At 62.6% G+C, this 23,721-nt stretch carries 15 protein-coding genes and 1 pseudogene; 8 read left to right on the top strand and 8 right to left on the bottom strand.

Features of this window, described 5'->3' with window-relative positions:
- Positions 1-32 precede the first annotated feature (32 nt).
- The 3 genes and pseudogenes from GV002_RS01790 to GV002_RS01780 all read left to right on the top strand — a co-directional run.
- Positions 33-188 (top strand): annotated as a pseudogene (locus GV002_RS01790) (aspartate aminotransferase family protein); the annotation flags it as partial.
- A gap of 16 nt (positions 189-204) precedes the next feature.
- Positions 205-1,353 carry a calcium-binding protein gene (locus GV002_RS01785; protein WP_256667013.1) on the top strand — a complete coding sequence of 383 codons (1,149 nt, stop codon included), beginning with the start codon at positions 205-207 and terminating at the stop codon, positions 1,351-1,353.
- A gap of 79 nt (positions 1,354-1,432) precedes the next feature.
- Positions 1,433-2,101, top strand: a complete 669-nt coding sequence (locus tag GV002_RS01780; protein WP_160016788.1) for a response regulator — start codon at positions 1,433-1,435, stop codon at positions 2,099-2,101.
- 11 nt (positions 2,102-2,112) lie between these two features.
- Here GV002_RS01780 and GV002_RS01775 read toward each other — a convergent pair whose 3' ends face one another.
- The gene (locus tag GV002_RS01775) at positions 2,113-3,585 is read right to left on the bottom strand and encodes a sensor histidine kinase (RefSeq protein ID WP_160016787.1); all 1,473 of its coding nucleotides are present in this window, start codon (positions 3,583-3,585) and stop codon (positions 2,113-2,115) included.
- 553 nt (positions 3,586-4,138) lie between these two features.
- Between GV002_RS01775 and GV002_RS01770 the strand changes: the two genes are divergently transcribed.
- Together GV002_RS01770 and GV002_RS01765 are read left to right on the top strand one after the other, a co-directional pair.
- A complete protein-coding gene (locus GV002_RS01770; RefSeq protein WP_160016786.1) occupies positions 4,139-10,231 on the top strand; it encodes a peroxidase family protein in 6,093 nt (2,030 codons plus the stop codon).
- 215 nt (positions 10,232-10,446) lie between these two features.
- The gene (locus GV002_RS01765) at positions 10,447-11,493 is read left to right on the top strand and encodes a DUF2167 domain-containing protein (RefSeq protein ID WP_160016785.1); all 1,047 of its coding nucleotides are present in this window, start codon (positions 10,447-10,449) and stop codon (positions 11,491-11,493) included.
- 127 nt (positions 11,494-11,620) lie between these two features.
- Here GV002_RS01765 and GV002_RS01760 read toward each other — a convergent pair whose 3' ends face one another.
- Positions 11,621-12,799: a vWA domain-containing protein gene (locus GV002_RS01760; protein ID WP_160016784.1), complete on the bottom strand. Its 1,179-nt coding sequence runs from the start codon at positions 12,797-12,799 to the stop codon at positions 11,621-11,623.
- A gap of 134 nt (positions 12,800-12,933) precedes the next feature.
- Positions 12,934-13,779, bottom strand: a complete 846-nt coding sequence (locus GV002_RS01755; protein WP_160016783.1) for an AAA family ATPase — start codon at positions 13,777-13,779, stop codon at positions 12,934-12,936.
- Positions 13,780-13,986: 207 nt separating this feature from the next.
- On the opposite strand from GV002_RS01755, the gene cysK reads away from it, so the two are divergent.
- Positions 13,987-14,958, top strand: coding sequence for a cysteine synthase A (cysK, locus tag GV002_RS01750; RefSeq protein WP_160016782.1), 972 nt, complete (start codon positions 13,987-13,989; stop codon positions 14,956-14,958).
- A gap of 72 nt (positions 14,959-15,030) precedes the next feature.
- Here cysK and GV002_RS01745 read toward each other — a convergent pair whose 3' ends face one another.
- Positions 15,031-15,921 carry a DMT family transporter gene (locus GV002_RS01745; protein ID WP_160016781.1) on the bottom strand — a complete coding sequence of 297 codons (891 nt, stop codon included), beginning with the start codon at positions 15,919-15,921 and terminating at the stop codon, positions 15,031-15,033.
- A 211-nt stretch (positions 15,922-16,132) separates the two neighbouring features.
- Here GV002_RS01745 and aceK point away from each other — a divergent pair, with 211 nt between their 5' ends.
- Together aceK and GV002_RS24225 are read left to right on the top strand one after the other, a co-directional pair.
- Positions 16,133-17,851: a bifunctional isocitrate dehydrogenase kinase/phosphatase gene (gene aceK / locus GV002_RS01740; protein WP_160016780.1), complete on the top strand. Its 1,719-nt coding sequence runs from the start codon at positions 16,133-16,135 to the stop codon at positions 17,849-17,851.
- Between the two features lie 87 nt (positions 17,852-17,938).
- Positions 17,939-18,067 carry a PA1414 family protein gene (locus GV002_RS24225; RefSeq protein ID WP_017677423.1) on the top strand — a complete coding sequence of 43 codons (129 nt, stop codon included), beginning with the start codon at positions 17,939-17,941 and terminating at the stop codon, positions 18,065-18,067.
- A 6-nt stretch (positions 18,068-18,073) separates the two neighbouring features.
- Here GV002_RS24225 and GV002_RS01735 read toward each other — a convergent pair whose 3' ends face one another.
- From GV002_RS01735 to GV002_RS01720, 4 genes are all read right to left on the bottom strand, one after another.
- A complete protein-coding gene (locus tag GV002_RS01735) occupies positions 18,074-18,805 on the bottom strand; it encodes an MBL fold metallo-hydrolase (RefSeq protein ID WP_160016779.1) in 732 nt (243 codons plus the stop codon).
- Between the two features lie 284 nt (positions 18,806-19,089).
- The gene (locus tag GV002_RS01730; RefSeq protein ID WP_160016778.1) at positions 19,090-20,430 is read right to left on the bottom strand and encodes a purine-cytosine permease family protein; all 1,341 of its coding nucleotides are present in this window, start codon (positions 20,428-20,430) and stop codon (positions 19,090-19,092) included.
- Between the two features lie 185 nt (positions 20,431-20,615).
- On the bottom strand, positions 20,616-22,217 hold the full coding sequence (locus GV002_RS01725; RefSeq protein ID WP_160016777.1) for a 5-guanidino-2-oxopentanoate decarboxylase: 1,602 nt from the start codon (positions 22,215-22,217) through the stop codon (positions 20,616-20,618).
- 73 nt (positions 22,218-22,290) lie between these two features.
- Positions 22,291-23,685, bottom strand: a complete 1,395-nt coding sequence (locus GV002_RS01720) for a YjiH family protein (protein WP_160016776.1) — start codon at positions 23,683-23,685, stop codon at positions 22,291-22,293.
- Positions 23,686-23,721 lie beyond the last annotated feature (36 nt).

The raw sequence follows: 23,721 nt of genomic DNA, 5'->3' as shown, positions 1-23,721 counted from the left end.
GTCGAGACGGCTCGCACAAACAAGGTGTTGAGATGAATCAGCAAGCCAAGAACCCCAAGACCGCCCACTGGCAAGCCCTCAGCCAGGCCCACCACCTGGCGCCGTTCAGTGATTACAAGCAACTGGCCGAGAAGGGCCCGCGCATCATCACTGAAGCAAAGGGTGTGCACCTGTGGGCTAGTGGGGGGGGCGGGTAACGACACCTTGATCGGCGGACAGGGCAACGACGCGCTAAGTGGTGGTGCGGGTAACGACAGCATGTCTGGAGGGTTGGGTAACGACACCTATGGGGTGACCGAGGCAGGTGATCAGGTTATCGAGTTCGCTGGTCAAGGCACCGACACGCTATGGACGACACTGCTGAGCCACGCGCTGGGAGCCCACGTCGAGAACATGATGTTCGCTGGCAGTAGCAATTTCACCGGTATGGGTAATGCGTTGAACAACTACATCCGGGGTGGCACAGGCAATGATCTGCTCAACGGCGGTGCGGGTGACGACACCTTGATCGGCGGAGAGGGCAACGACACGCTAAGTGGTGGTGCGGGTAACGACAACATGACTGGAGGGTTGGGTAACGACACCTATGGGGTGACCGAGGCAGGTGATCAGGTTATCGAGTTCGCTGGTCAAGGCACCGATACGGTATGGACGTCACTGCTGAGCTACACGCTGGCAGGCCACGTCGAGAATCTGATGTTCGCTGGCAGTAGCAATTTTACCGGCATAGGTAATGCGTTGAACAACCACATTCGAGGCGGCATGGGCAATGATGTGCTCAACGGTGGTGCGGGTGACGACACCTTGATCGGCAGAGAGGGCAACGACGCGCTAAGTGGTGGTGCGGGTAACGACAGCATGTCTGGAGGGTTGGGTAACGACACCTATGGGGTGACCGAGGCAGGTGATCAGGTTATCGAGTTCGCTGGTCAAGGCACCGATACGGTATGGACGTCACTGCTGAGCTACACGCTGGGAGCCAACGTCGAGAATTTGATGTTCGCTGGCAGTAGCGATTTCACCGGCATGGGTAATGCGTTGAACAACTACATCCGAGGTGGCACAGGCAATGATGTGCTCACCGGCGGGGCGGGTAACGATATCTTCGCGTTCGGGCCGAACTTCGGCAACGACCGGATAATCGACTTCGACGCCAGCCCTGCCGGTGGCCAGGACCTGCTCAACGTCGCCGCGTTGGGGGTCACCGCGGCGAACTTCGCCGCTCGGGTTGCCATCGACGATGCCGGTACCGACACACTGGTGACCATCAACGGCGGGAACGGCGGCACCATCACCCTGGTGGGCGTCAGCAACCACACCACGGTCACCTCGGCGGACTTCCAGCTGGGTTGAGTCAGGGGCGAGTCTGGGAGCTTGGCGTCGGCCAGGCTCCCTGGCAACAAGGGTATAAACCTTGCGGGGAGCATATTCGATGAGCGACAAGATCAAGGTGGGTATAGTCGACGACCATCCAATGCTGCGTCAGGGGGTCGCTGCGACCCTGGGCCGGGTCGAGGACTTCGAGGTGGTGGAGCAGGGCGGTTGCGCCGACGAGGCGCGGGAAATTTCCGCGCGCTGTCAGCCCGATGTGCTGCTGATGGATGTCAACATGCCGGGCGATACCTTCGCTGCGGTGCGCGCCATCAGCAAGGCGCAGCCGAAGGTCAAGGTGTTGATGCTGACGGTGTCCGAGTCCGAGGACGATGCGTACTCGGCCCTGGAAGGCGGTGCTCAGGGCTACGTGCTGAAGGGGGTCAGTGGTCCCGAGCTGATTCAGGCGATTCGCACCGTGGCCAAGGGTGAAACCTTCATTACCCCGGCGCTGGCGACACGACTGTTGAGCAATTTTCGCAAGCACCAGACCGAGCAGCGCGGGGTAGACCTCACTCACCGCGAAGAACAGATCATCCGTGAAGTCGCCAACGGCCTGACCAATCGTGAGGTGGCGGCCAAGCTGGGCTTGAGCGAGAAGACGGTGAAGTACTACATGACCAACGTGATGCAGAAGCTGCATGCGCGCAATCGCGTCGAGGCGGTGGCAGCTGTGCGCCGCTATTGGGAAAGCCACAAGACCTGGACCGTGGGCATCGGAGCACCGTGAAGGCACAGACCCTAGCGGTTATCGTCATCGCGTAAATCGAACCTGGCCGTGACCCGGGTGCCTTGCCCGGGGGCCGATTCGAGTTCGAACGTCCCGCCCAGAGACTCCACTCGATAGCGCATGCCTACCAGTCCCAGGCGCGAACGATGTGCCCCTGTCGCGGCCTCAAGGCCCTGAGCGATGCCTGCGCCAGCGTCCGCCACCTGTACCTCCAGCACGCCCTGCCTGCACTCTGCGCTGAGCAACTGGCCCTGGCCGCCGGCATGGCGGAAGGCGTTGTTCAACGCCTCCTGTACCAGACGGTAGACGCAGATCTTGTAGGGCAGACTCAGCGTCTCGGGCAACTTGCCGAGTTCCAGTTGCACCTTGGTTTCGCTGCGTTGCTCATGGCGTTGCACCACCAGTTTGAGCAGCTCTTCCAGATTCAGCTCGTTGATTTCCGGCAGGGCCAGGCCACGGGAAATACCGCGAATCTCGCGCAGACTTTCCTGGGCGGCATTGCGGATGGTCTCCAGAGGCTCGCTGGTCGTGCTTGTTGACAACGCCGCCAGTTCATCCAGGCGTAGCAGAATCAGGGTCAGGAGCTGCGCCGGACCATCGTGCAGGTCAGCGCCCAGGCGTCTGTGAGTCAGCTCATTGATCGTGGCGAACTCCTGACTGGCGGTGGCGACGCGTCGTTGCAGGGTGGCATTTTGCTGATGCAGCGCCAGCTGTGCATGCATCTGCTGGCGCAGAGCCGTCTGCTGTTTGCTGATGATGCGGTCACCGTGGCGGACGATGAGAAACAGCAGCACCAGCATGGCCAGGGTCGCAGCGGCGATGATCGCCCAGACCTGCAGGTGAATGCTGCCGATCTCGTGCTCCATCTCGTAGAACTCGCCGATGGCGATGATCTTCCCGCTACCGAACTCACGCAGCGGCACGTAGGTTTCGTACAGCGGTCGGTCGAAGCTGCGCTCGTAGGCATGCTCGTCATGATCCAGCGGGCTCAGGCGGGTTACCACCTTGCCTTGCATGGCCTCGGCGATGGGCCCGGCGGGGTGATAGTAGAAAACCGGGCGCTTGCTGGTGCTGTAGACGTTGCGTCCGTCGGGCAGCCAGATCTTCACCGAGAGGATGTGCTGTTTGAGCGAGGTGTCTTTCATCAGGTTGTCGATGGCTTGCACGCTTTCGGCTTTCAGCGTGCTGGCCGAGGCCAGTTCCTGCACATATTCGTCCAGATACGCCTCCATATAGATGGCCGCGCCTTCGCCGGCGCTGTGCGCGGCTGCCAGCTTGATCTGCTGGCTGACCAGGCTACCCACGAAGGCCATGCTCAGGCCCAGGATCAATGCGGCGAGCAGGATGAATTGGGTTGAGCGGTTGAGCCCGGCCAGCGGGTGCCTGAGGCGCTTGGGCCAGGTATCGGGCGATTCGACCATGGTCTGATCTGCAGGCTCGACGAAAGTCTTTGAATTTGATTCGACCTTTGCCTCTGTGGCCATTCGCCTTGCTCCCCGATGCTGGTGACAAGCGCTTTGGGCAGGCAGTCGACGCAATCAGTTGACGCCCGTCTCAACAAGCTAGTCCAGGATGCGCTGCGAGGTGGCTTTTATAGCGGTTACTGCCTCGACTGGAGTAGCGACGATGCCCTAGAGCGGTGCCGGCATCGGCTGGACCTAGGCTTGACCTGGCCCCCCGCAGGGCCCTTGCAGTCGAGTGTGAGCGTGCTGGAGTCCCGCGCAGGAGAGGGCGCGCAACTTTGGGCGTGCTCATCCGGGAAGGTAAACCATGGCTTTGCGCCTCGTTGTCAGAAGTCGATTGGTGGACAGTCCAGCCGATCCATTCGCGCTGCGTTTTCACGGGCCACCACCACCCTGAATGGTCGGCGAGCCTGAAGCTTGCTGCCCATCGCGGGGTGTGCGGCGCAGTTGCCTGCCACATCCCCTCTCTTCTGTACTTGTTCGCCAACGTCCGACCACGCCGTTGCAATGTTGCCGTATGCATGTGGTTTTCCTGATCTGAACGTCAGTTGTACTCAGCATTGAGGGAACAAAGATGGCCACTCTAACCGTCAATCAAGCCGATCTCGTTTTAATTCTCCAGCAGATCAAGATTTCCGAAGCCCATGCCGCCGGCGAGTCGCTCTATGACCTGGTCGGCAACCCACTGTTGCCTTGGGGTCTGCGCACCGTCGATGGCACCTATAACAACCTGGTTCCGGGCCAACAGTACTATGGCTCGGCCGATCAACTGATGCCCCGCCTGCTCGATCCGGTATTCCGCGATGCAGAAAATGGTATCGATGGGCCGGGCGCTCCTCCCGGTTTCCCCACTGGCAGCCAAAGCACCAGCTATGCCCAGACCAACGGCTACGTGGTCGACTCGCAGCCGCGCACCATCAGCAACCTGATCGTCGACCAGAGCCTGGGCAACATGGCGGCGGTGATTGCGGCGCTGGATTACGCAGGCTCGGAAAATTCCTATGCCGATGCGTTGCTGGTCATGCAGGCGCACAGCACATTGAAAACGGCCGAAAGCGCCGCAGCTGGCAACAGCGCCCAGGTACAGGCCAGCGCAGCTACGTTGGCCGCGTCCACGGCAGCAGCTCAGGCCGCCAGCGCGGCGGCTGCGAGCGCCCAAACGCTGGCCAATCAGGATGCCCAGGTCTACAGCGATGCGCTGGCTGTGGTCGCTAGCGCGGTGGAGGTGCAGAGCCTGGCCCTGCAGGCCTACATGGCGGCCATTGGTACGCCGGACGAAGGTACTGCTCAGGCGGCCTTCCTCAGTGCAGCGATCGCCACCGCCCAGGCCCAGGCTGATGCCAATGCCAAAGGCACGGTGGCTGCCGAATCTGCTGCTGCCGCGCAGGCCGCCAGCCAGCTGGAACAGGAAGCTGCCACGCAATTGGCCAGCGACACGGCCGCCCACCAGGCCGTACTGGCTGAGGCTGCCGCCGACGATGCTGCGGTGGTTGCCGCTTCGGCGGCGCTGGATACGCTGCTGGACGAGTTTGGCATCGTGGTGGAGAACGGCACCGTAGTGATCCCCAATGTCGCCCCGGACGAAGGACTGACCGCGCCTTTCAACTCGTGGATGACCCTGTTCGGCCAGTTCTTCGACCATGGTCTGGATCTGGTCAACAAAGGTGGCAGTGGCACCGTATATATCCCGCTACAGCCAGACGACCCGCTGTACGTCGAGGGTTCGCACAGCAACTTCATGGTGCTCACTCGCGCTACCAACCAACCCGGGGCAGATGGCGTTCTCGGCACGGCGGACGATATCCGCGAACACACCAACCAGACGACGCCCTTCATCGACCAGAACCAGACCTACACCTCGCACGCCTCACACCAGGTGTTCCTGCGCGAGTACGTGATGGTCGACGGCAAGCCAATGGCTACCGGGCATATGCTCGATGGCCAGAATGGTGGCCTGGCCACCTGGGCCGATATCAAGGCGCAGGCCCGCGAGATGCTCGGCATCAACCTCACCGATGCCGACGTGACCAACGTGCCGCTGCTGGCCACTGACGAGTACGGCCAATTCATTCGTGGCGAGAACGGGTTTGCCATGTTGATCATGCCGGGTAACCCGCCAGTACAGGTAGAGGGCGATCCGGACAATCCAATCAGCACCCAGGGGGCTGTCCGCACCGGCCATGCCTTCCTCGACGATATCGCCCATAACGCGGTACCGGTGATAGTCGGCGGGCAATTGGTGGCCGATGCCGATGAGGTGGCCGGCAATGCCGTGGTGGCCAACCCCATGACCGGACGTAACCTTGAGTACGACAACGAACTGCTCGATGCCCACTTCATCACGGGTGACGGCCGCGGCAACGAGAATATCGGCCTGACTGCGGTGCACCATGTGTTCCACGCCGAGCACAATCGTCTGGTCGAGGCCAACAAGCAGACCATTCTCGATACCGGCGATCTGGCCTTTATCAACGAGTGGCTGTTGCTGCCGGTGAGCGAGGTGCCGGCAAGTGCCGATGAACTGATCTGGAACGGTGAGCGCTTGTTCCAGGCCGCGCGTTTCGTCAACGAGATGCAGTACCAGCACCTGGTGTTCGAGGAATTCGCCCGTACCGTGCAGCCGTTGGTGGACGTGTTCGTATTCTCCAACACGGCGGACATCGATCCGGCCATCGTTGCCGAGTTCGCCCATGTGGTATATCGCTTCGGTCACTCCATGCTCAACGAGACGGTGGCGCGCCTGGACAACAGCATGCAGTCCAGCGACGTCGGCCTGATCGAGGCCTTCCTCAACCCCATCGAGTTCACCCAGGGCGGCACCCTCACCGCTGATCAGGCCGCTGGCTCGATCATCCGCGGCATGACCCGGCAGACCGGCAACGAGATTGACGAATTCGTCACCGAGGCGCTGCGCAACAACCTGGTCGGCCTGCCGTTGGACCTGGCGGCGATCAATATCGCCCGCGGTCGCGACACCGGGGTTCCTTCGCTGAACAACGCCCGTGCGCAGTTCTACGAAATGACCGGCGATACCCAGCTCAAGCCTTACGACAGCTGGATCGACTTCACCCTGAACATCAAGACGCCGGCCTCGATCATCAACTTCATCGCCGCCTACGGCACGCACAGCAGCATCACCTCGGCCACCACCCTGGAGGCCAAGCGCGATGCCGCCATGGCTCTGGTGCTGGGAGGCGCGGGCGCACCGGCGGACCGCGATGACTTCCTCAACGCACGCGGCGAGTATGCCGTGAACAAGGGCGGGCTGGATCTGGTGGACTTCTGGATCGGCGGGTTGGCCGAGCAGAACATGCCGTTCGGCGGCATTCTCGGCTCCACCTTCAACTTCGTCTTCGAAGTGCAGATGGAGAACCTGCAGAACGGCGACCGTTTCTACTACCTCAGCCGTACCCAGGGCATGAACCTGCTCAACGAACTGGAAGCCAACAGCTTCGCCGCCCTGGTGATGCGCAACACCGACCTGGGCGACCCCAACGCCTCGCACTTGCCGGGGGCGCTGTTCCAGCGCGTGGACTACATCCTCGAACTGGACATGAACCGTCAGCAGTATGCCGATCCGGTGGGCAGCAACCCCGTCCTCAACGCCCTGGCACCGCTGGTTATTCGTGACAATCCAGCCACAGCCGGACCGGACAGCAATTACCTGCGCTACACCGGCGATGCCCATGTGGTGCTGGGCGGCACCAACGGTGATGACATCCTGATCGGCGGGGCAGGCGACGATACCTTGTGGGGCGACGGCGGTAACGACCGCCTGGAAGGCGGTTACGGCATCGACCATATCTTCGGCGGTGCTGGCGACGACATCATCACCGATATCGGTGACGCCGACGTGATCCATGGCGATGACGGCAACGACGTGATCCACACCGGCCCCGGCCTCGATCTGGTGTTCGGTGGCGGTGGCATGGATTTCATCTATGGCGGGCCGGACGGTAAGGAAATCTTCGGCGGACGTGACAACGACTTCATCTTCAGCGGCGACGGGCCCAGCTTCATCCTCGGCAACGAGGGCGACGACTGGATGGAGGGCGGCGCTGGTTTCGACACCCTGGCCGGCGACAACTCGGAGTTGTTCTTCAACAGCCCGATCATTGGTCACGACGTGATGATGGGGGGCGGCAACGACAACGACTACGACGGCGAGTCCGGCGACGACATCATGGTTCAGGGCGCCGGCATCCATCGTAACGAGGGCATGTGGGGCTTCGACTGGGCGATCCACAAGGGCAATACCCTGGCGGCCTATTCCGATCTAACCACGCCGATCTTCGCCACCGACTTCGAAGACATCCTGCGTGACCGCTTCGATCAGGTCGAAGGGCTGTCCGGCTGGATTCACGACGATCAGTTGTTCGGCGACGACCGCGTGGATGACACCGCGGCCGGTGAGAACTCGTTGTTCAACCACGAGCTGACTCTGTCCGGGATGAACCGTATCGCCGGGCTGGAGGCTGTACTCGGGATGATGGCCGAGCCACGCGACAACCCGCACGATGCCTCCGACCCGGTGGTGTTCAGCGGCGGCAATATCCTGCTCGGCGGGGGCGGCAGCGATGTTATCGAGGGGCGTGCCGGTAACGACGTGATCGATGGCGACGCCTGGCTCAACGTGCGCATCAGCGTGCGCAGCACGCTCGACCCGAGCATCGAACTGTTCAGCGTCGACAGCATGAAGGACATCCAGGCACGGATGTTCTCTGGTGAGATCAACCCGAGCCAGCTGCATATCGTGCGCGAGATTCTCGACGGCAATCAGGAGGGCGATATCGACACCGCAGTGTTCAGCGGCGCGTTCGCCAACTACGAGATGATCGAGACGTTCGACGGCACCGACAGCTTACTGGTGGTGGATAACGTCGGCACCGATGGCACCGACCTGATCCGCAATATCGAGCGGCTGCAGTTCGCCGACCAGGTGGTCTGGTTGATCGACCGGCCGGCCGAGGGCACGGTGTCGATCAGCAACATGACGCCGGCCGAGGACGACATGCTGCTGGCGGCCGCCACCGTCAGCGATCCCAACGGTACCGAGTTCGCCGTGCTCAGCTACGCCTGGCAGGCGCTGGTAGCCGGCGAGTGGGTGCAGGTCGGTACGGGGCAGAGCTTCCAGCCCGGTGACGCCCAGGTCGGGCTGGCGCTGCGTGTGGTGGTCAGCTTCAACGACGACTGGGGCAACCCGGAGAGCCTGGTGTCTGAGGTCACCGCGCCGGTGCTCAACGTCAACGATGCACCCACCGGGCTGCCGCAGCTCAGCAACGCCTCGCCCAGCGTCGGCCAGGTGCTGATCGCTTCCGCCGCGCAGATCGCCGATGCCGACGGTCTGGTCGGGGCGACCTTCGCCTACCAGTGGCAGGTCGGCAGCGGCGATAGTTTCAGCAATATCGCTGGCGCCACCGCGCAGTCCTTCACCCTGACAGCGGCTCAGGCCGGCCAGCAGGTGCGGGTGCAGGTCAGCTACACCGATAACCGCGGCACCTTCGAGTCGCTGACCTCGGCGGCTACCGCGGTGGTGGCCAGTGCGGTGATCATGGGCACCAATGCGGCCAATACGCTCAACGGTACGGCGCTGGACGACCATATCCTCGGCCTGGGCGGCAATGACGTGCTCAACGGCCTGGCCGGTAACGACATCCTCGACGGTGGCGCGGGCAACGACACCCTGGATGGCGGCCTTGGCGCCGATGTCATGCTCGGCGGTCTGGGCAACGACATCTATATCGTCGACAACCCCGGTGATCAGGTGATCGAGGCAGTCGGCTCCGGCACCGATACCGTGCGCACCACGCTGCTTAGCTATGGTTTGGGCGAGAACGTCGAGCACCTGACCTTTATCGGCAGCGGCAACTTCGTCGGCTACGGCAACGCGTTGGCCAACACCATCACCGGCGGTGCAGGCAACGATGTGCTCGATGGCGGCGCCGGAGTCGACCGTCTGGTCGGTGGGGCGGGCAACGACAGCTACTACGTCGACAACCCCGGCGATGTGGTGGTCGAGGCTGCTGGCGCAGGGGTCGATACCGTGTATTCCACTGCCTCCAGCTACACCCTGGGTGCCAACGTGGAGATGTTCGTCCAGGTTGGCAGCAACGCCGTGGTAGCCAATGGTAATGGCCTGGCCAACATGATGGTGGGGGGCGTGGGCAACGATACCCTCAGAGGGTTGGGAGGTAACGATGTGCTCAACGGCATGGAGGGGGATGACCTGCTATATGGCGGTGCTGGCGCTGACAGCCTGAGTGGGGGAAGCGGTGCCGATACCCTCTATGGCGAGGGCGGCAACGATATCCTCGACGGCGGCGACGGTGACGACATCCTCGATGGTGGTGCCGGTAACGACATCGTGATCGGCGGTGCCGGCAACGACACCCTGTATGCCAATCAGGGCAACGACATCTTCATGTTCGGGCCCAACTTCGGCAACGATACCATCATCGGTTTCGACGCCAACCCGGCAGGAGGGCAGGACCTGCTCAACATCGCCGCATTCAATCTGACTGCCGCGACGTTCTCCAGTCGCGTGTCAATCGCCGATGCCGGCAACGATGTGTTGGTGACTGTCAATGGTGCAGATGGCGGCAGTATCCGCCTGGTCGGTGTAACCGATCACACCAGCGTGGCCATCACCGACTTTCAGTTGGCATGAGGTGGCGTGATCCCTGGCGTTCGGATCACGCGCGGTAAGCCAGGGTCGGCGCCAGGTTGACTGCGGAGCATCGCCTGCGGGGGCGGTGCTTCGTGGTCTTCTTTTCAGGCGCGAGGGAATATCGCAAAAAGTTGCGCTGGGACGCATGTCGAGTTCCATTCGCGTGGTAATGTAATACACAGTTACATTTACCCACCTGTGTTTATGGAGTTTCCATGCCGATCAAGGATTCGATCCTGGCAGCCGTGCTGGCTGCTGTCCTGCCGTTCACCTGTGTTGCATACGCCAATCCCGAGACCGAGCCAGAAAATGCTGTGGTCGGCGAAGAGGTCATCGAGACCGAGGACGCAGCGCAGTTCATCAGTCCCGAAGAGTTTGTCGCCAGCCTGGAGTTCAAGACCGGTCGCGTCGTCCTGGGCAACGATCTTGCTACCCTCAATCTGCCCGATACCCTGGTGTTTCTCGACGGCGAGAACGCTCAGCGTCTGCTGGTCGATGGTTGGGGCAACCCACCGGATGACGTCCCGCCGCTGGGCATGATCCTGCCGGCTGGCGTATCGCCCTTGGCCGACGAATCCTGGGGTGTGACGGTCGAGTACGAAGACAGCGGTTACGTGTCCGACGAGGACGCCGCCGATATCGACTACGGCGACATGCTCGAGGACATGCAGGCCGACATGCGTGAGGCCAACACCTGGCGTGAAGAGAACGGCTACGAGGCCGTGCAATTGGTCGGCTGGGCTGCCGAGCCGCACTACGATGCCGCAGGCAAGAAACTGCACTGGGCCAAGGAGCTGAAGTTCGGCGAAAGCGACGTCAATACCCTGAATTACAACATTCGCGTGCTGGGTCGTAAGGGCGTGCTGGTGCTGAACTTCGTCGCCAACATGGATCAGTTGGCGGAGATCGAGGCCAGCGTGCCGGCTGTGCTGGCTGCGACCGAGTTCAACCCGGGCCAGCGCTATGCCGAGTTCGATCCGGATCTGGATACCGTTGCCGCATACGGCCTCGGCGCGCTGGTAGCCGGCAAGGTCGCTGCCAAGACCGGTTTGCTGGCCATGTTGCTGGTACTGCTGAAGAAGTTCTGGTTCATCCCGGTGGTGGTGGGTGGCTGGCTGTTCAAGCGTATCGGTCTGCGCAAGAAGGAAGCGCCGGTCGAAGCGGTGAGCGCTCCGGTCGCACCGGTTGCCGAGGCCAAACCGCAAGAGTCAGCGCAAACGGTGATGGATCTGAACAAGCCGGATGATGCGGACAAACGCTGAGTTCAGTCCGTAGCCCGGATGCAATCCGGGGCCTGGGTTTACAAGAGTTCCCGGATTGCATCCGGGCTACGAAAACGCCGCGAACCCTGCAGAGGGCTCGCGGCGTTTTTCGTTGCGGCTTGAAGTCTTACTTGGACAGGTACTTCATCCCGTCTTCCAGCCCCTGCAGGGTCAGCGGGTACATGCGATCTTCGATCAGTTCGCGCACCAGACCGGTGGAGGCGGTGTAGTTCCAGGTGTCCTTGGGGTAGGGGTTGATCCAGATGATCTTCTTGAACTTCTCGGTGAAGCGCTTCATCCAGACGTAGCCGGCTTCCTCGTTCCAGTGCTCGACGCTGCCGCCGGCCTGGGTGATCTCGTAGGGCGCCATGGCTGCGTCGCCGACGAACACCACCTTGTAGTCGGCGCCGTACTTGTGCAGCAGGTCAATGGTCGAGGTGCGCTCGCTGGTGCGACGCATGTTGTTCTTCCACACGCTCTCGTAGATGAAGTTGTGGAAGTAGAAATACTCCAGATGCTTGAACTCGGTCTTGCAGGCGGAGAACAGCTCCTCGCAGACCTTGACGTGGGCATCCATCGAGCCGCCGATGTCCAGCAGCAGCAGGAGCTTCACCGTGTTGCGGCGTTCCGGGCGCATCTGGATGTTGAGCAGGCCGCCGTCCTTCGCGGTGTGGTCGATGGTGCCGTCCAGGTCCAGTTCCTCGGCTGCGCCCTGGCGGGCGAACTTGCGCAGGCGACGCAGCGCGACCTTGATGTTGCGCGTGCCCAGCTCGACCTGGTCGTCGAGGTTCTTGTACTCACGCTGGTCCCACACCTTGGCGGCCTTGCCCTGGCGCTTGCCGGCATCGCCGACGCGAATGCCTTCCGGGTTGTAGCCGCCGGAGCCGAACGGGCTGGTGCCGCCGGTGCCGATCCACTTGTTGCCGCCGGCGTGCTTTTCCTTCTGCTCCTCGAGGCGCTTCTTGAACTCCTCGATCAGCTTGTCGAGGCCGCCCAGGCTCTGGATCTGCGCCTTCTCCTCGTCGCTCAGCAGGCGCTCGAATTCCTTGCGCAGCCATTCCTCGGGGATCATCGCCTCGATATGCTGGTTGAGGTTCTCCAGGCCCTTGAAGTAGGCGCCGAAGGCACGGTCGAACTTGTCGAAGTGACGTTCGTCCTTCACCAGAATCGCCCGCGCCAGGTAGTAGAACTCGTCCATGTCGGCGAACACGACGTTATGTTTGAGCGCGTTGATCAGGTCGAGCAGCTCGCGCACCGACACCGGCACCTTGGCCGCGCGCATTTCGTTGAATAGATTAAGCAGCATGCTGCGCCCTCACTTGCAGAATCATTCCCCGCTTGGGGCGCTCTGTGTAGGAGCCAGCTTGCTGGCGATCAGTGACATCGGCAGTGCGTCGGATCGCCAGCAAGCTGGCTCCTACAGTTTCAGATCAGTGTCCGTTACCGAGAAGCGCGGCGGGTCATGAAGGCCAGTCGCTCGAGCAGCTGTACATCCTGCTCGTTCTTCACCAGGGCGCCGGCCAGCGGCGGGATGGCCTTGGTCGGGTCGCGCTCGCGCAGTACCGCTTCGCCGATGTGGTCGGCCATCAGCAGCTTCAGCCAATCCACCAGCTCGCTGGTCGAGGGCTTCTTCTTCAGGCCTGGCACCTTGCGTACATCGAAGAACACGTCCAGCGCTTCGGCCACCAGCTCGCCGCTGATGTTGGGATAGTGCACGTCGACGATCTTCTTCAGGGTGTCGCGATCCGGGAAGGCGATGTAGTGGAAGAAGCAGCGGCGCAGGAAGGCGTCCGGCAGTTCCTTCTCGTTGTTCGAGGTGATGATGATGATCGGGCGCTGCTTGGCCTTGATCGTCTCGTTGGTCTCGTAAACGTAGAACTCCATCTTGTCGAGTTCCTGCAACAGGTCGTTGGGGAACTCGATGTCGGCCTTGTCGATCTCGTCGATCAGCAGGATCACGCGCTCGTCGGACTCGAACGCCTCCCACAGCTTGCCTTTCTTGATGTAGTTGCGAACGTCGTGAACCTTGTCCGAGTCGAGCTGCGAGTCACGCAGGCGGCTGACCGCATCGTATTCGTACAGGCCCTGGTGCGCCTTGGTGGTGGACTTGATGTGCCAGGTGATCAACCTGGCGCCGAAGGCGTCGGCCAGTTGTTCGGCAAGCATGGTCTTGCCGGTGCCTGGCTCACCCTTGACCAGCAGCGGGCGTTGCAGGGTAATGGCGGCGTTGACCGCAAGCTTGAGGTCGTCGGTGGCGACGTAGGACTGGGTGCCTTCGAACTTCATCGGAAAATCCTCGGAACGGTAACGCGCGGGGCCGGCCCGCAGCAGAAATTCAGAGTGCGACTATAACGCGCAGCTCCGGTGGCTGTGAACGCAGACGCAGTATTCAGTCACTGAATGGCGAGTCACCCGGCTTTCGGTCTGCTGGCTGGACGTGTGCCAGGGGGAGGCTTAGGCTTGGGGTTTTCCCTGCCCGCAAGGACTTCCGTCATGAGTCGTATCTTCGCAGACAACTCCCAGGCCATCGGTAACACGCCGCTGGTCATGATCAACCGCCTGGGGCCCAAAGGCGTGACCATTCTGGCCAAGATCGAAGGCCGCAACCCGGCGTACTCGGTCAAGTGCCGCATCGGCGCCAGCATGATCTGGGACGCTGAGGAGCGCGGTGTGCTCAAGCCGGGCATGACCATCGTCGAGCCGACCTCCGGCAATACCGGTATCGGCCTGGCGTTCGTCGCTGCCGCACGCGGCTACAAGCTGGTGCTGACCATGCCTGCCTCGATGAGCCTGGAACGACGCAAGGTGCTCAAGGCCCTCGGTGCCGAACTGGTGCTGACCGAGCCCGCCAAGGGCATGAAGGGCGCTATCGAGAAGGCCAACGAGCTGGCCGCTGCCAACCCCGATTACTACCTGCCGCAGCAGTTCGAGAACCCGGCCAACCCGGCCATTCACGAAAAGACCACTGGCCCGGAAATCTGGCGCGACACCGAAGGAGCCATCGACGTGCTGGTCGCTGGTGTGGGCACTGGCGGCACCATCACCGGGGTTTCGCGCTATATCAAGCAAACCCAGGGCAAGCCGATCCTGTCGGTTGCGGTGGAGCCTGTGGGCTCGCCGGTGATCAGCCAGACTCTGGCCGGTGACGAGGTCAAACCCGCGCCGCACAAGATCCAGGGTATCGGCGCCGGTTTCGTGCCGAAGAACCTCGACCTGGCGATGGTCGATCAGGTCGAGCAGGTCAATGATGACGAATCCAAGGCCATGGCCCTGCGCCTGATGCGCGAGGAAGGCATTCTCTGCGGCATCTCCTGTGGCGCAGCCATGGTGGCGGCAGTGCGTCTGGCGGAGAAGCCGGAAATGCAGGGCAAGACCATCGTGGTGATCCTGCCGGACTCTGGCGAGCGCTACCTGTCGAGCATGCTGTTCAGCGATATGTTCACCGAGCAGGAGCTGCAGCAGTAAAGCGGCTTTTTCGTAGGGTGCGCCTTGCGCACCGGGGTTGTTTCGCGGTGGCTTAGGTGCGCACGGCGCACCCTACGTCCTGGTTACGCTGGGCCTGACCACCAGCCAAAGCGCTAGTGCGATCAGCACGCCGCCGGGCAGGTAGTCCCAGCTCAGCGGCTCACCCAGCAGCAGGGCGCCCCACAACACGCCAAATGGCGGAATCAGGAAGGTGGTGGTGCTGGCCTTGATCGGCCCGATATCGGTCAGCAGGCGGAAATACAGCACATAGGCGAATGCCGTGCAGACCAGGCCCAGGCCGGCCAGCGACAGCCACACCTCGATACCGCCCCAGCTTGCCGGCGGTTGCAGCGTCAGGCTGCCGATGAACAGCGGCAACAGGAACAGGCTGGCCCCCGCCAGGCTGGCGAAGGCGGTCAGGCGGTTGTCCAGACCGCCTTGCTGACCGATCCAGCGGCGGGTGAGAAACCCGGCGAAGCCGTAGCAGGTGGTGGCCACCAGGCAGGCGCCGGCGCCCATCAGCAGTTGCAGATCGAAGGCCACCGGGCCGGTGCGGGTCAGCACCGCCACGCCGAGCAGACCAAGGAATACGCCCGCCGCCTTGCTGCGGGTGATGCCCTCATGGAAGAACAGCGCGCCGATCAGCACGCCCATCAAAGGGGTGGTGGCGTTGAAGATCGCCGAATAACCGGCCGGCAGAATCAGCGCCGCCAGGCAATACATGGCTGAAGGCAGGCCGGCATTGATCACGCCCAGGCCCAGGCAGATACGCAACTTGCCGCGAAAGTCCCAATCGCAGCGCAGCAGCAGGAGCAGTGCGAGCAAGCCCAGCACGCCGAAGCTGGCGCGAAAGAAGGCAGTCGGCATGCTGCCGAGGACCGGTGCGGCAACGCGCATGAACAGGAAGCTCGCGCCCCAGATGGCGGCGAGCAGCAGCAGGCGAAACAGATCGGCGGTACGCACGGTGAAGCATCCGACAGGGTGGGGCCGAGAGTGTTGCCGCTGGGCGGGGTTATGGCAATCCGCATCGCGCTTTCGAACGAGGTTTGTGCCATCCCGTAGCCCGGATGAAATCCGGGAAGACTTGAGCGATAGTCCCCGGATTGCATCCGGGCTACGTTTGGCCGGCTTTGAGGCTAAGCTCGCTTCACTCATTTCCTTGCGAGGTACTTCCATGGCGCAGCAATGGTCGGCCAGCGAGATCGCTCGCCTGATCCTCGATGGCTTCGACGATTATCGCGAGCATTTTCGCCAGATCACCGATGGCGCGCGCGTTCGCTTCGAGCAGGCGCAATGGCAGGAGGCTCAGCAAGCGTCGGCGGCGCGTATCAACCTGTACGAAGAGAAGGTCGCAGAAACCCGCGAGCGTCTGCTGCAAGGGTTCGATGCTTCGCTGCTGGACGTAACGCAGTGGCCGCTGGTCAAGAGCGCCTACATCGCCCTGATCGATCTGCGTTTCGACGACGAACTGGCGGAAACCTGGTTCAACTCGATCTTCTGCAGCCTGTTCAGCCATGACCAGATCAGCGATGGCTGCATGTTCATCCACACCACGCGACCGTCCCTGCGCAAGCAGCCCAGTGCGGCGCAGACGCGCAGCTATCGACCTGCTGGCGAACTACTCTTGGCATTGCAGGCGATCTTCGACGATTACCGTTTCGATGCGCCCTACGAGGATCTGTCGCGCGACCTGCAGCGCCTGGAGGAGCAGCTGCGCGCCAGCCTGCCGGATTGGGTCTGCAAGGACCCGCAGCTGTGCATCGAGTTGTTCTCCTCGGTGCTATACCGCAACAAGGGCGCCTACCTGATCGGGCGCATCTACAACCGTGAGGAGCAGTGGCCGCTGGCGATCCCGCTGTTGCACCGCGAAGGGCAGGGTATCCAGGCCGATGCGGCGATCACCGACGAGGCAGAGGTGTCGATCATCTTCTCCTTCACCCGCAGCTACTTCATGGTGGACGTGGCGATTCCGGCCGAGTTCGTCGGTTTTCTCAAGCGCATCCTGCCGGGCAAGCACATCGCCGAGTTGTACACTTCGATCGGCTTCTACAAGCACGGCAAATCCGAGTTCTACCGCGCCCTGATCGGCCACCTGGCTGGCACCGATGATCGCTTCATCATGGCGCCCGGTGTACGCGGCATGGTCATGAGCGTGTTCACCCTGCCGGGCTTCAACACCGTGTTCAAGATCATCAAGGACCGCTTCGCCCACGCCAAGACGGTGGATCGCAAGACGGTGATCGAGAAGTATCGCCTGGTGAAAAGTGTCGACCGTGTGGGGCGCATGGCCGATACCCAGGAGTTCGCCGACTTCCGGTTCCCCAGGGCCAAGTTCGAGCCCGAGTGTCTCGCCGAACTGCTGGAAGTGGCGCCGTCGACCGTGGTGGTGGAGGGTGACACCGTGCTGGTACGGCACTGCTGGACCGAACGGCGCATGACGCCGCTCAATCTCTATCTGGAAAGTGCCAACGAGGCGCAGGTGCGCGAGGCGCTGGACGACTACGGCCTGGCCATCAAGCAACTGGCGGCGGCCAATATCTTCCCCGGCGACATGTTGTTGAAGAACTTCGGTGTCACCCGCCATGGCCGCGTGGTGTTCTACGACTACGACGAGATCTGCTTTCTCACCGAGGTGAACTTCCGGCGCATCCCGCCGCCGCGTTTCCCCGAGGACGAGATGAGTTCCGAGCCCTGGTATTCGGTGGGGCCGATGGACGTGTTCCCCGAGGAATTTCCGCCGTTCCTGTTTGCCGATATCAAGCAGCGCAGGCTGTTCAGTCAGCTGCATGGCAATCTCTATGAGGCCGATTACTGGAAACAATTGCAGGAGGCGATTCGGGCGGGCAAGGTGATCGACGTGTTCCCCTATCGACGCAAGAGTCCGGTGATTTGACGGAGGCTGGTTGAAATCCGTTTGGCCCGGCCTAATCTTATAGGTGAGCCGCTGGCTCTTCCCTTTACTTGGCAGGAGGTCGTACCCATGCTCGCCAAGCTGCAAGAACAACTGCAAGCCCTGCTGCAGGCCCTTGGCCTCGCCCCGCAACCTCAGCCGATTCGCATCAGTGAAGCCGAGCAGCAACGCCTGCGCCGCGAGCGTCAGCGTCGCTGAAACTTGTCAGGTGAGCCGATGGGCGTCGAACCAGGCGTCTATCAGCTCGCGCATCCGCTCTCCCGAGAAACTCGCGAAATGCCCGCCGTGCACGGTGCGTACCGGCAGCTCGCGCAGACGCTTCAGGCTGCGCGCGTAATCGTCCAGGTTCGAGTGGTAGGCATCTTCGATCAGTGGGCCGTCGTAGAGAATGTCGCCGGAGAAAAGCGTTTGCGTCTGCGCTTCCCATAGGCTGATGCCACCCGGTGAATGGCCGGGCGTGTGCAGCACCTGCAAGACCCGATTACCCAAATCCAGTACGTCACCATCCTCGATCAGGCGCGTGGCTGGTGCTGCTCGTACGCGGTATTCGGCGTAGCACAGCGGGCAATCCGGATGCGCCTCGAACATGTCGTCGCCGACGAAGTCGGTGGCCAGGGTATTGGCGCCGTCCGGCGCGGCGAGGATATCGGCTTCGGCCGGATGCACCAGGCGCTCATCGAATTCGTGATGCCCGGCAATATGGTCGAAGTGGCAGTGACTGGCCACCGCCAGCAGTGGCTTTTCGGTGAGCCACGGCAGTTGCTCGCGCAGGCTGACCAGCCCGGAGCCCGAATCGATCAACACGTCATGCTCGCGCCCCTGCACATGCCACATGTTGCAGCGATAGAAGGGGCGCACGTAGGGCTCGTGGATCAGGCAGATGCCATCGTGGCGGTGCTCCACTTCGAACCAACGGTCACGGCTGACGATTTTCATGATATCTCTCGCGGCAATCGATCGACTGAGTGTAAGAGCCCCGCCCAGGGCGAAGCCATTATTCTGCGGCGTACGTGCGATTCGCCGTGAGGCGCGACTCCCACCGCTGATGCATCAGGCCCGTAGGGTGCACCGTGCGCACCGATCATCGTGCTGTCCCGGATTACAAGCTGGTGCGCGCGGCGCACCCTACGAGAGTGAGCCAGGCTCAGTCGTTTCAGGTAGGGCGGGTGCAACCCGCCAGATTTGTCATCACGCTACGCCAGCTACGCCAGCTACGCCAGCTACGCCAGCTGCGCCCGTGGCACCAGCACCCAGCGTCGCAGCACCGTGTAGCTGGCGGCGGTGATCAGGAACACCGGCAGCGAAGCGCCCCAGGCCAGCGGCGAGACCCAGCCCCAGTAGTAGGCCAGCACCGCGCCCAGGCCGTAGGCGACGAAGGCGGCCGGGTTGAAGCCGCTCAGGTAACGGTAGCGGCCGCCGTCTTCACTGAGCAGTTCGTCCACCGCGTAGTCGCCCTTGTTAATCAGGAAGTAGTCGGCGATCAGCACCGCAAAGGCCGGGATGAACACACTGCCGATCACCAGCAAAAAGCTCTGGAAGTTGTCGAGAATGCCGGGAATCTGCGAGCCGAGGATCGACAGCACGCCGATGGCCAGCGCCGGCTTCCAGAACGGGGTTTTCGGGCTGATGTTCAGGTACGACAGCGACGCGCTGTACACGCACATGACATTGGTGGTCATCACCGAGAGGAACACCACGATGGCCGCCGGCAGTCCGAAGCCGAAACCGGCCAGCAGCACGGCCGGGTCGTAGGTCTGTTCCATACCGGTCAATACAGAGAAGCCCGACACCGTGGCGCCCAGGCCCATGGCTAGTAGCGTTGCCGCGACATAGCCGACCCAGGTACCGACTCCCGCCACGCCCTGGCTGCGGCAGTTGCGGTTGTAGTCAGCGGCCAGCGGAATCCAGGAAAACGCGGTGGCGATGACGATATCGAAGGCAATACCGGGGGTGATCTCGTTGCGCGGTTCGGTGGGCATGGCCAGCAGGCTTCCGAACTCGAATTTCTGCCCCATCACGTAGAACACCGCGCCGGCCAGCAGGAGCATGCCGATGGCGGCCCAGCGCTCGACTCGTTCGATGCCCAGGTGGCCGCGCAGGGCGATCAGCAGTACCAGGGTTTCGCAGAGGATGGTGAACAGCGGCAGGTTGGAGTAGCCGGTCAGGTGCTCCACCGCGTAGTTCAGGCTCATGCCGGCCAGCAGTGCCTGGATCCAGCTCCAGGCCAGCAGGGTCAGCAGGTTGACCAGCGACGGCAGCTTGGCGCCGTGCACGCCGTAGCTGCCGCGTGCCAGCACCATGGTGGTCAGGCCCGAACGCTGGCCCATCAGGCCGACCAGTACCAGCGGCAGGATGCCGATGCCCGAACCGATCAGGACGATGAGCATGGCCTGGGTGAATTTCAGATCCGGCACCAGCAGCATGCCGGTGAGGATGGTGGTGACCACCACGTTGGCGCCTAGCCACAGGGCGATGGTGCCGCCGAGACCGAGACTGCGATGCGCCTTGTCGGTTGGGGCCAGGCCGTCCTGGCCGAAGTGCTGGCTGAGATTCTTGAACATGGAACGACTCCCCGATGCTTGATTATTGGTATGGGTGGGCGGCAGTCAGCGATACAGCTGGATCTTGTGGTTATGGCCGTAGCCCGGATGCAATCCGGGGGGGGGAACGGGGATGTCGCGGCTAAAGCCCCTCCCACAGGGGACCTCGATTTCCGTGGGAGGGGCTTTAGCCGCGATCAATGTAGTCAGGGATGAAAGGGCGCTGCCTCCTGCACCTCGATGATCAAAGGGCGATCTTCGGGTGCGCTACGCAGCAGCTCGGTCAGATGCGCATGGTCACGCGCACGTTCGGCGGCGCAGCCAAAGCCACGGGCGATGGCGATGAGATCCGGCGTGTAGATATCGACGCCGATTGGCTCGATGTCGCGGCGCTGCATATAGCGCTTGATCTCGCCATAGCCGGCGTTGTTCCACAACAGCACGATGATGCCGACTCGCGCTTCCACGGCGCTGGCCAGCTCGGCAATGGTGAACTGGATGCCGCCGTCACCCATCAGGCTGATCACCGGGCGCGCTGGCTCGGCCAGCTTGGCTCCGATGGCCGCCGGCAAGCCGTAGCCGAGGGTGCCGTAGCCGGTGGAAGCGTTGAACCAGCGCCGCGCGCCGTCCAGTTCGACCAGATGGTTGCCGCTGTACACGGTCTGCGTCGAGTCGCCGACGAAGCGGGCGTCGGGCAGGGCATCGAGGATGCAGTCGAACAGCTGGCGGTAATGTGCCCAGCCGCTGAAGTCTTCGTTAAGGCGCGCCTGTACGGCCGCGGTACGCCGGGCGCCGGGGCTGTTCGCGTTGGCTTCGCGCGGGTCGAACTCGGCCAGCAGCATGCGCATGGCCACGCGCGCATCGCCCTGGATCGCCAGGTGTGGGGTGAAGTTGCGCTGCAGTTGCTGGGCATCGATGTCGATGCGGATCAGTCGGCCGGGCAGGCGGAAGTCGCCATCGAACACCACGTCGTAGTCGGTCTCGCCCAGCTCGGTGCCGATGGCCAGCACCACGTCGGCCTCCAGCGCCAGATCGCGCACGGGGCGCAGCGACTGGTTGCTGCCCAGCAGCAGCGGATGACCCGGCTGCAGCAGGCCCTTGGCGTTGATGGTCAGCGCGGTCGGCACATCCAGTGCAGCGGCCAACGCGCGGGCTTCAGCCTCGGCGGATACGCAACCGCCACCGAGCAGCAGAAGAGGGCGCTCGGCTTGTCTGAGCAGGCCGGCGGCCTCTCGGATCAACGTGCGGTTGGGCGCCGGGCGGCGCACCGTCGGTCGTGGCGCCAGGGTCATGTGCGTGGCGTCGGCAGTGATGATGTCCAGCGGCAGCTCGATATGCACCGGGCGCGGTCGCTCGCCTTCGAATACGGCGAAGGCGCGGGCCAGCACGCCAGGCAGTTCCTCGACGCTCATCAGGGTATGGCTGAAGGCGCTGACCCCGGCGGTCATCGCCCGCTGGTTGGGCAGCTCGTGCAGGTAGCCCTTGCCGAGCCCCAGGCGCGCGCGTTCGTTGACGCTGGAAATCACCAGCATCGGGATCGAGTCGGCGTAGGCCTGGCCCATGGCGGTGAGAATGTTGGTCATCCCCGGGCCGGTGATGATGAAGCACACACCCGGCTTGCCCGAGACGCGCGCATAACCGTCGGCCATGAAACCGGCGCCCTGTTCGTGACGCGGGGTGACGTGGCGGATGCTGCTCGATGGCAGGCCACGATAGAGCTCGACGGTGTGCACGCCGGGGATGCCGAACACGGTGTCGACGCCCCAGGCTTCCAGTTGTTTGACGAGAAATTCGCCGCAGGTGGTCATGTCATGGATCCTGTGTGGGACGGGAGACCCTCACCCCCGGCCCCTCTCCCAGGGGGAGAGGGGAGGGAATGGATTAGCCGACGATCCAGTGCGCCATCAGCGCGATGATCGGCAGGGTGATCAGGGTGCGGATGATGAAGATGACGAACAGCTCCAGCAGATTCAGCGGCAGCTTGGCCTTGATGATCAGCACGCCGACCTCGGACATGTAGATCAGTTGGGTCAGCGACACGCAGGCCACCACGAAACGCGTCAGCTCGCTCTCGATGCCTTTGCCCAGCACTGCCGGCAGGAACATGTCGGCGAAGCCCACCAACATCGCTGGCGCTGCCTTGGCTGCTTCCGGCAGTTGCAGCAGTTCGAGCAACGGCACGATGGGAGCGGACAGCCAGTTGAAGATCGGAGTGAACTCGGCGATGGCCAACGATACCGTGCCAATAGCCATTACCAGCGGCAGCAGACCCAGCCAGATATCGACCACATTGTGCACGCCGACCTTGACCATCTGCCCCGGCGAGGGATTGGCGTTGGCGCGCCGGACCGCCTGCAACAGACCCCAGCGCAGCAGCGAGGTACCGGCCGGCACATCTTCCTTGATCTGCTTGCCGACCCCGGCGACGTACTCGTCCTTCTTCCACGACAGCGGTGGAATACGCGGTGTGATGATGGCAGCGGCCAGACCGGCGACCACCACGGTCAGGTAGAAGGGCACGAACAGATGGTCGAGCTTCATGAAGCTGGTGATAAGCAGGCTGAAGGCGATCGAGGCGATGGAGAAGTTGGTGGCGATCACTGCCGCTTCCCGCGCGCTGTAGAAGCCCTTGTGGTACTGCTGGGCGGTGATCAGCACGCCAACGGTGCCGGAGCCGAGCCAGCTGGCGATGGCGTCGATGGCCGAGCGTCCGGGCAAGCCGAAGATCTTGCGGAACACATTGCGCACCAGGGTGCCGCAGAACTCCATCAGGCCGTAGTCGGTCAGCAGCGGCAGGATCAGGCCGGCGACCAGGAAGAAGGTGATCAACACCGGCGCCAGGTCTTTCAGCACCACCCCGCCGGTATTGGCGTTCCACACCCATTCCGGACCGAATTGCCAGAACGTCATGGCCGCGAACAGCCCGCCGAGCACGCGCAGGGCGAGCCACAGCGGCGGCAACACGAAAAGGTCGTTAAGGGCGCGACGCTCGGTAAGCCAGCGTGGCTTGAGCAGACTGCCAAACAGGCCCAGGACTGCCGAGACAATTAGCAGCCCCGTGGCGATGGCAGGCAACTGATCGCTGACGGCAGCCTTGAGTGCGTCAGCCATTACGCCGAGGCCGATGGTGACCTTTTCTTCGTAAACGATGGGGGTGAGAAACAGCAGTACGCCGAGCAACGAGGGGATCAGGAAGATCAGTAACTGACGCACGCTATAGGAGGTATCGGCCGGCGGCTGGTCATCCAGCAGCGGCATGGATTCTTCGCGATTCATCTGGGCACCCTGATTTGTTGTTGTAGGGATGTACCG

The sequence above is a fragment of the Pseudomonas sp. 8O genome (assembly GCF_902506495.1).
GTDB lineage: Bacteria > Pseudomonadota > Gammaproteobacteria > Pseudomonadales > Pseudomonadaceae > Aquipseudomonas > Aquipseudomonas chaetocerotis.
Note: the sequence above shows the minus strand (reverse complement) of the source record. Positions and strands in the feature narration are given on the sequence as shown.

Coding starts and splice junctions, on each gene's coding strand:
- GV002_RS01780 (WP_160016788.1), top strand. CDS start 1,433: ATGAGCGACAAGATCAAGGTGGGTATAGTCGACGACCATCCAATGCTG.
- GV002_RS01775 (WP_160016787.1), bottom strand. CDS start 3,585: ATGGCCACAGAGGCAAAGGTCGAATCAAATTCAAAGACTTTCGTCGAG.
- GV002_RS01770 (WP_160016786.1), top strand. CDS start 4,139: ATGGCCACTCTAACCGTCAATCAAGCCGATCTCGTTTTAATTCTCCAG.
- GV002_RS01765 (WP_160016785.1), top strand. CDS start 10,447: ATGCCGATCAAGGATTCGATCCTGGCAGCCGTGCTGGCTGCTGTCCTG.
- GV002_RS01760 (WP_160016784.1), bottom strand. CDS start 12,799: ATGCTGCTTAATCTATTCAACGAAATGCGCGCGGCCAAGGTGCCGGTG.
- GV002_RS01755 (WP_160016783.1), bottom strand. CDS start 13,779: ATGAAGTTCGAAGGCACCCAGTCCTACGTCGCCACCGACGACCTCAAG.
- cysK (WP_160016782.1), top strand. CDS start 13,987: ATGAGTCGTATCTTCGCAGACAACTCCCAGGCCATCGGTAACACGCCG.
- aceK (WP_160016780.1), top strand. CDS start 16,133: ATGGCGCAGCAATGGTCGGCCAGCGAGATCGCTCGCCTGATCCTCGAT.
- GV002_RS24225 (WP_017677423.1), top strand. CDS start 17,939: ATGCTCGCCAAGCTGCAAGAACAACTGCAAGCCCTGCTGCAGGCCCTT.
- GV002_RS01735 (WP_160016779.1), bottom strand. CDS start 18,805: ATGAAAATCGTCAGCCGTGACCGTTGGTTCGAAGTGGAGCACCGCCAC.
- GV002_RS01730 (WP_160016778.1), bottom strand. CDS start 20,430: ATGTTCAAGAATCTCAGCCAGCACTTCGGCCAGGACGGCCTGGCCCCA.
- GV002_RS01725 (WP_160016777.1), bottom strand. CDS start 22,217: ATGACCACCTGCGGCGAATTTCTCGTCAAACAACTGGAAGCCTGGGGC.
- GV002_RS01720 (WP_160016776.1), bottom strand. CDS start 23,685: ATGAATCGCGAAGAATCCATGCCGCTGCTGGATGACCAGCCGCCGGCC.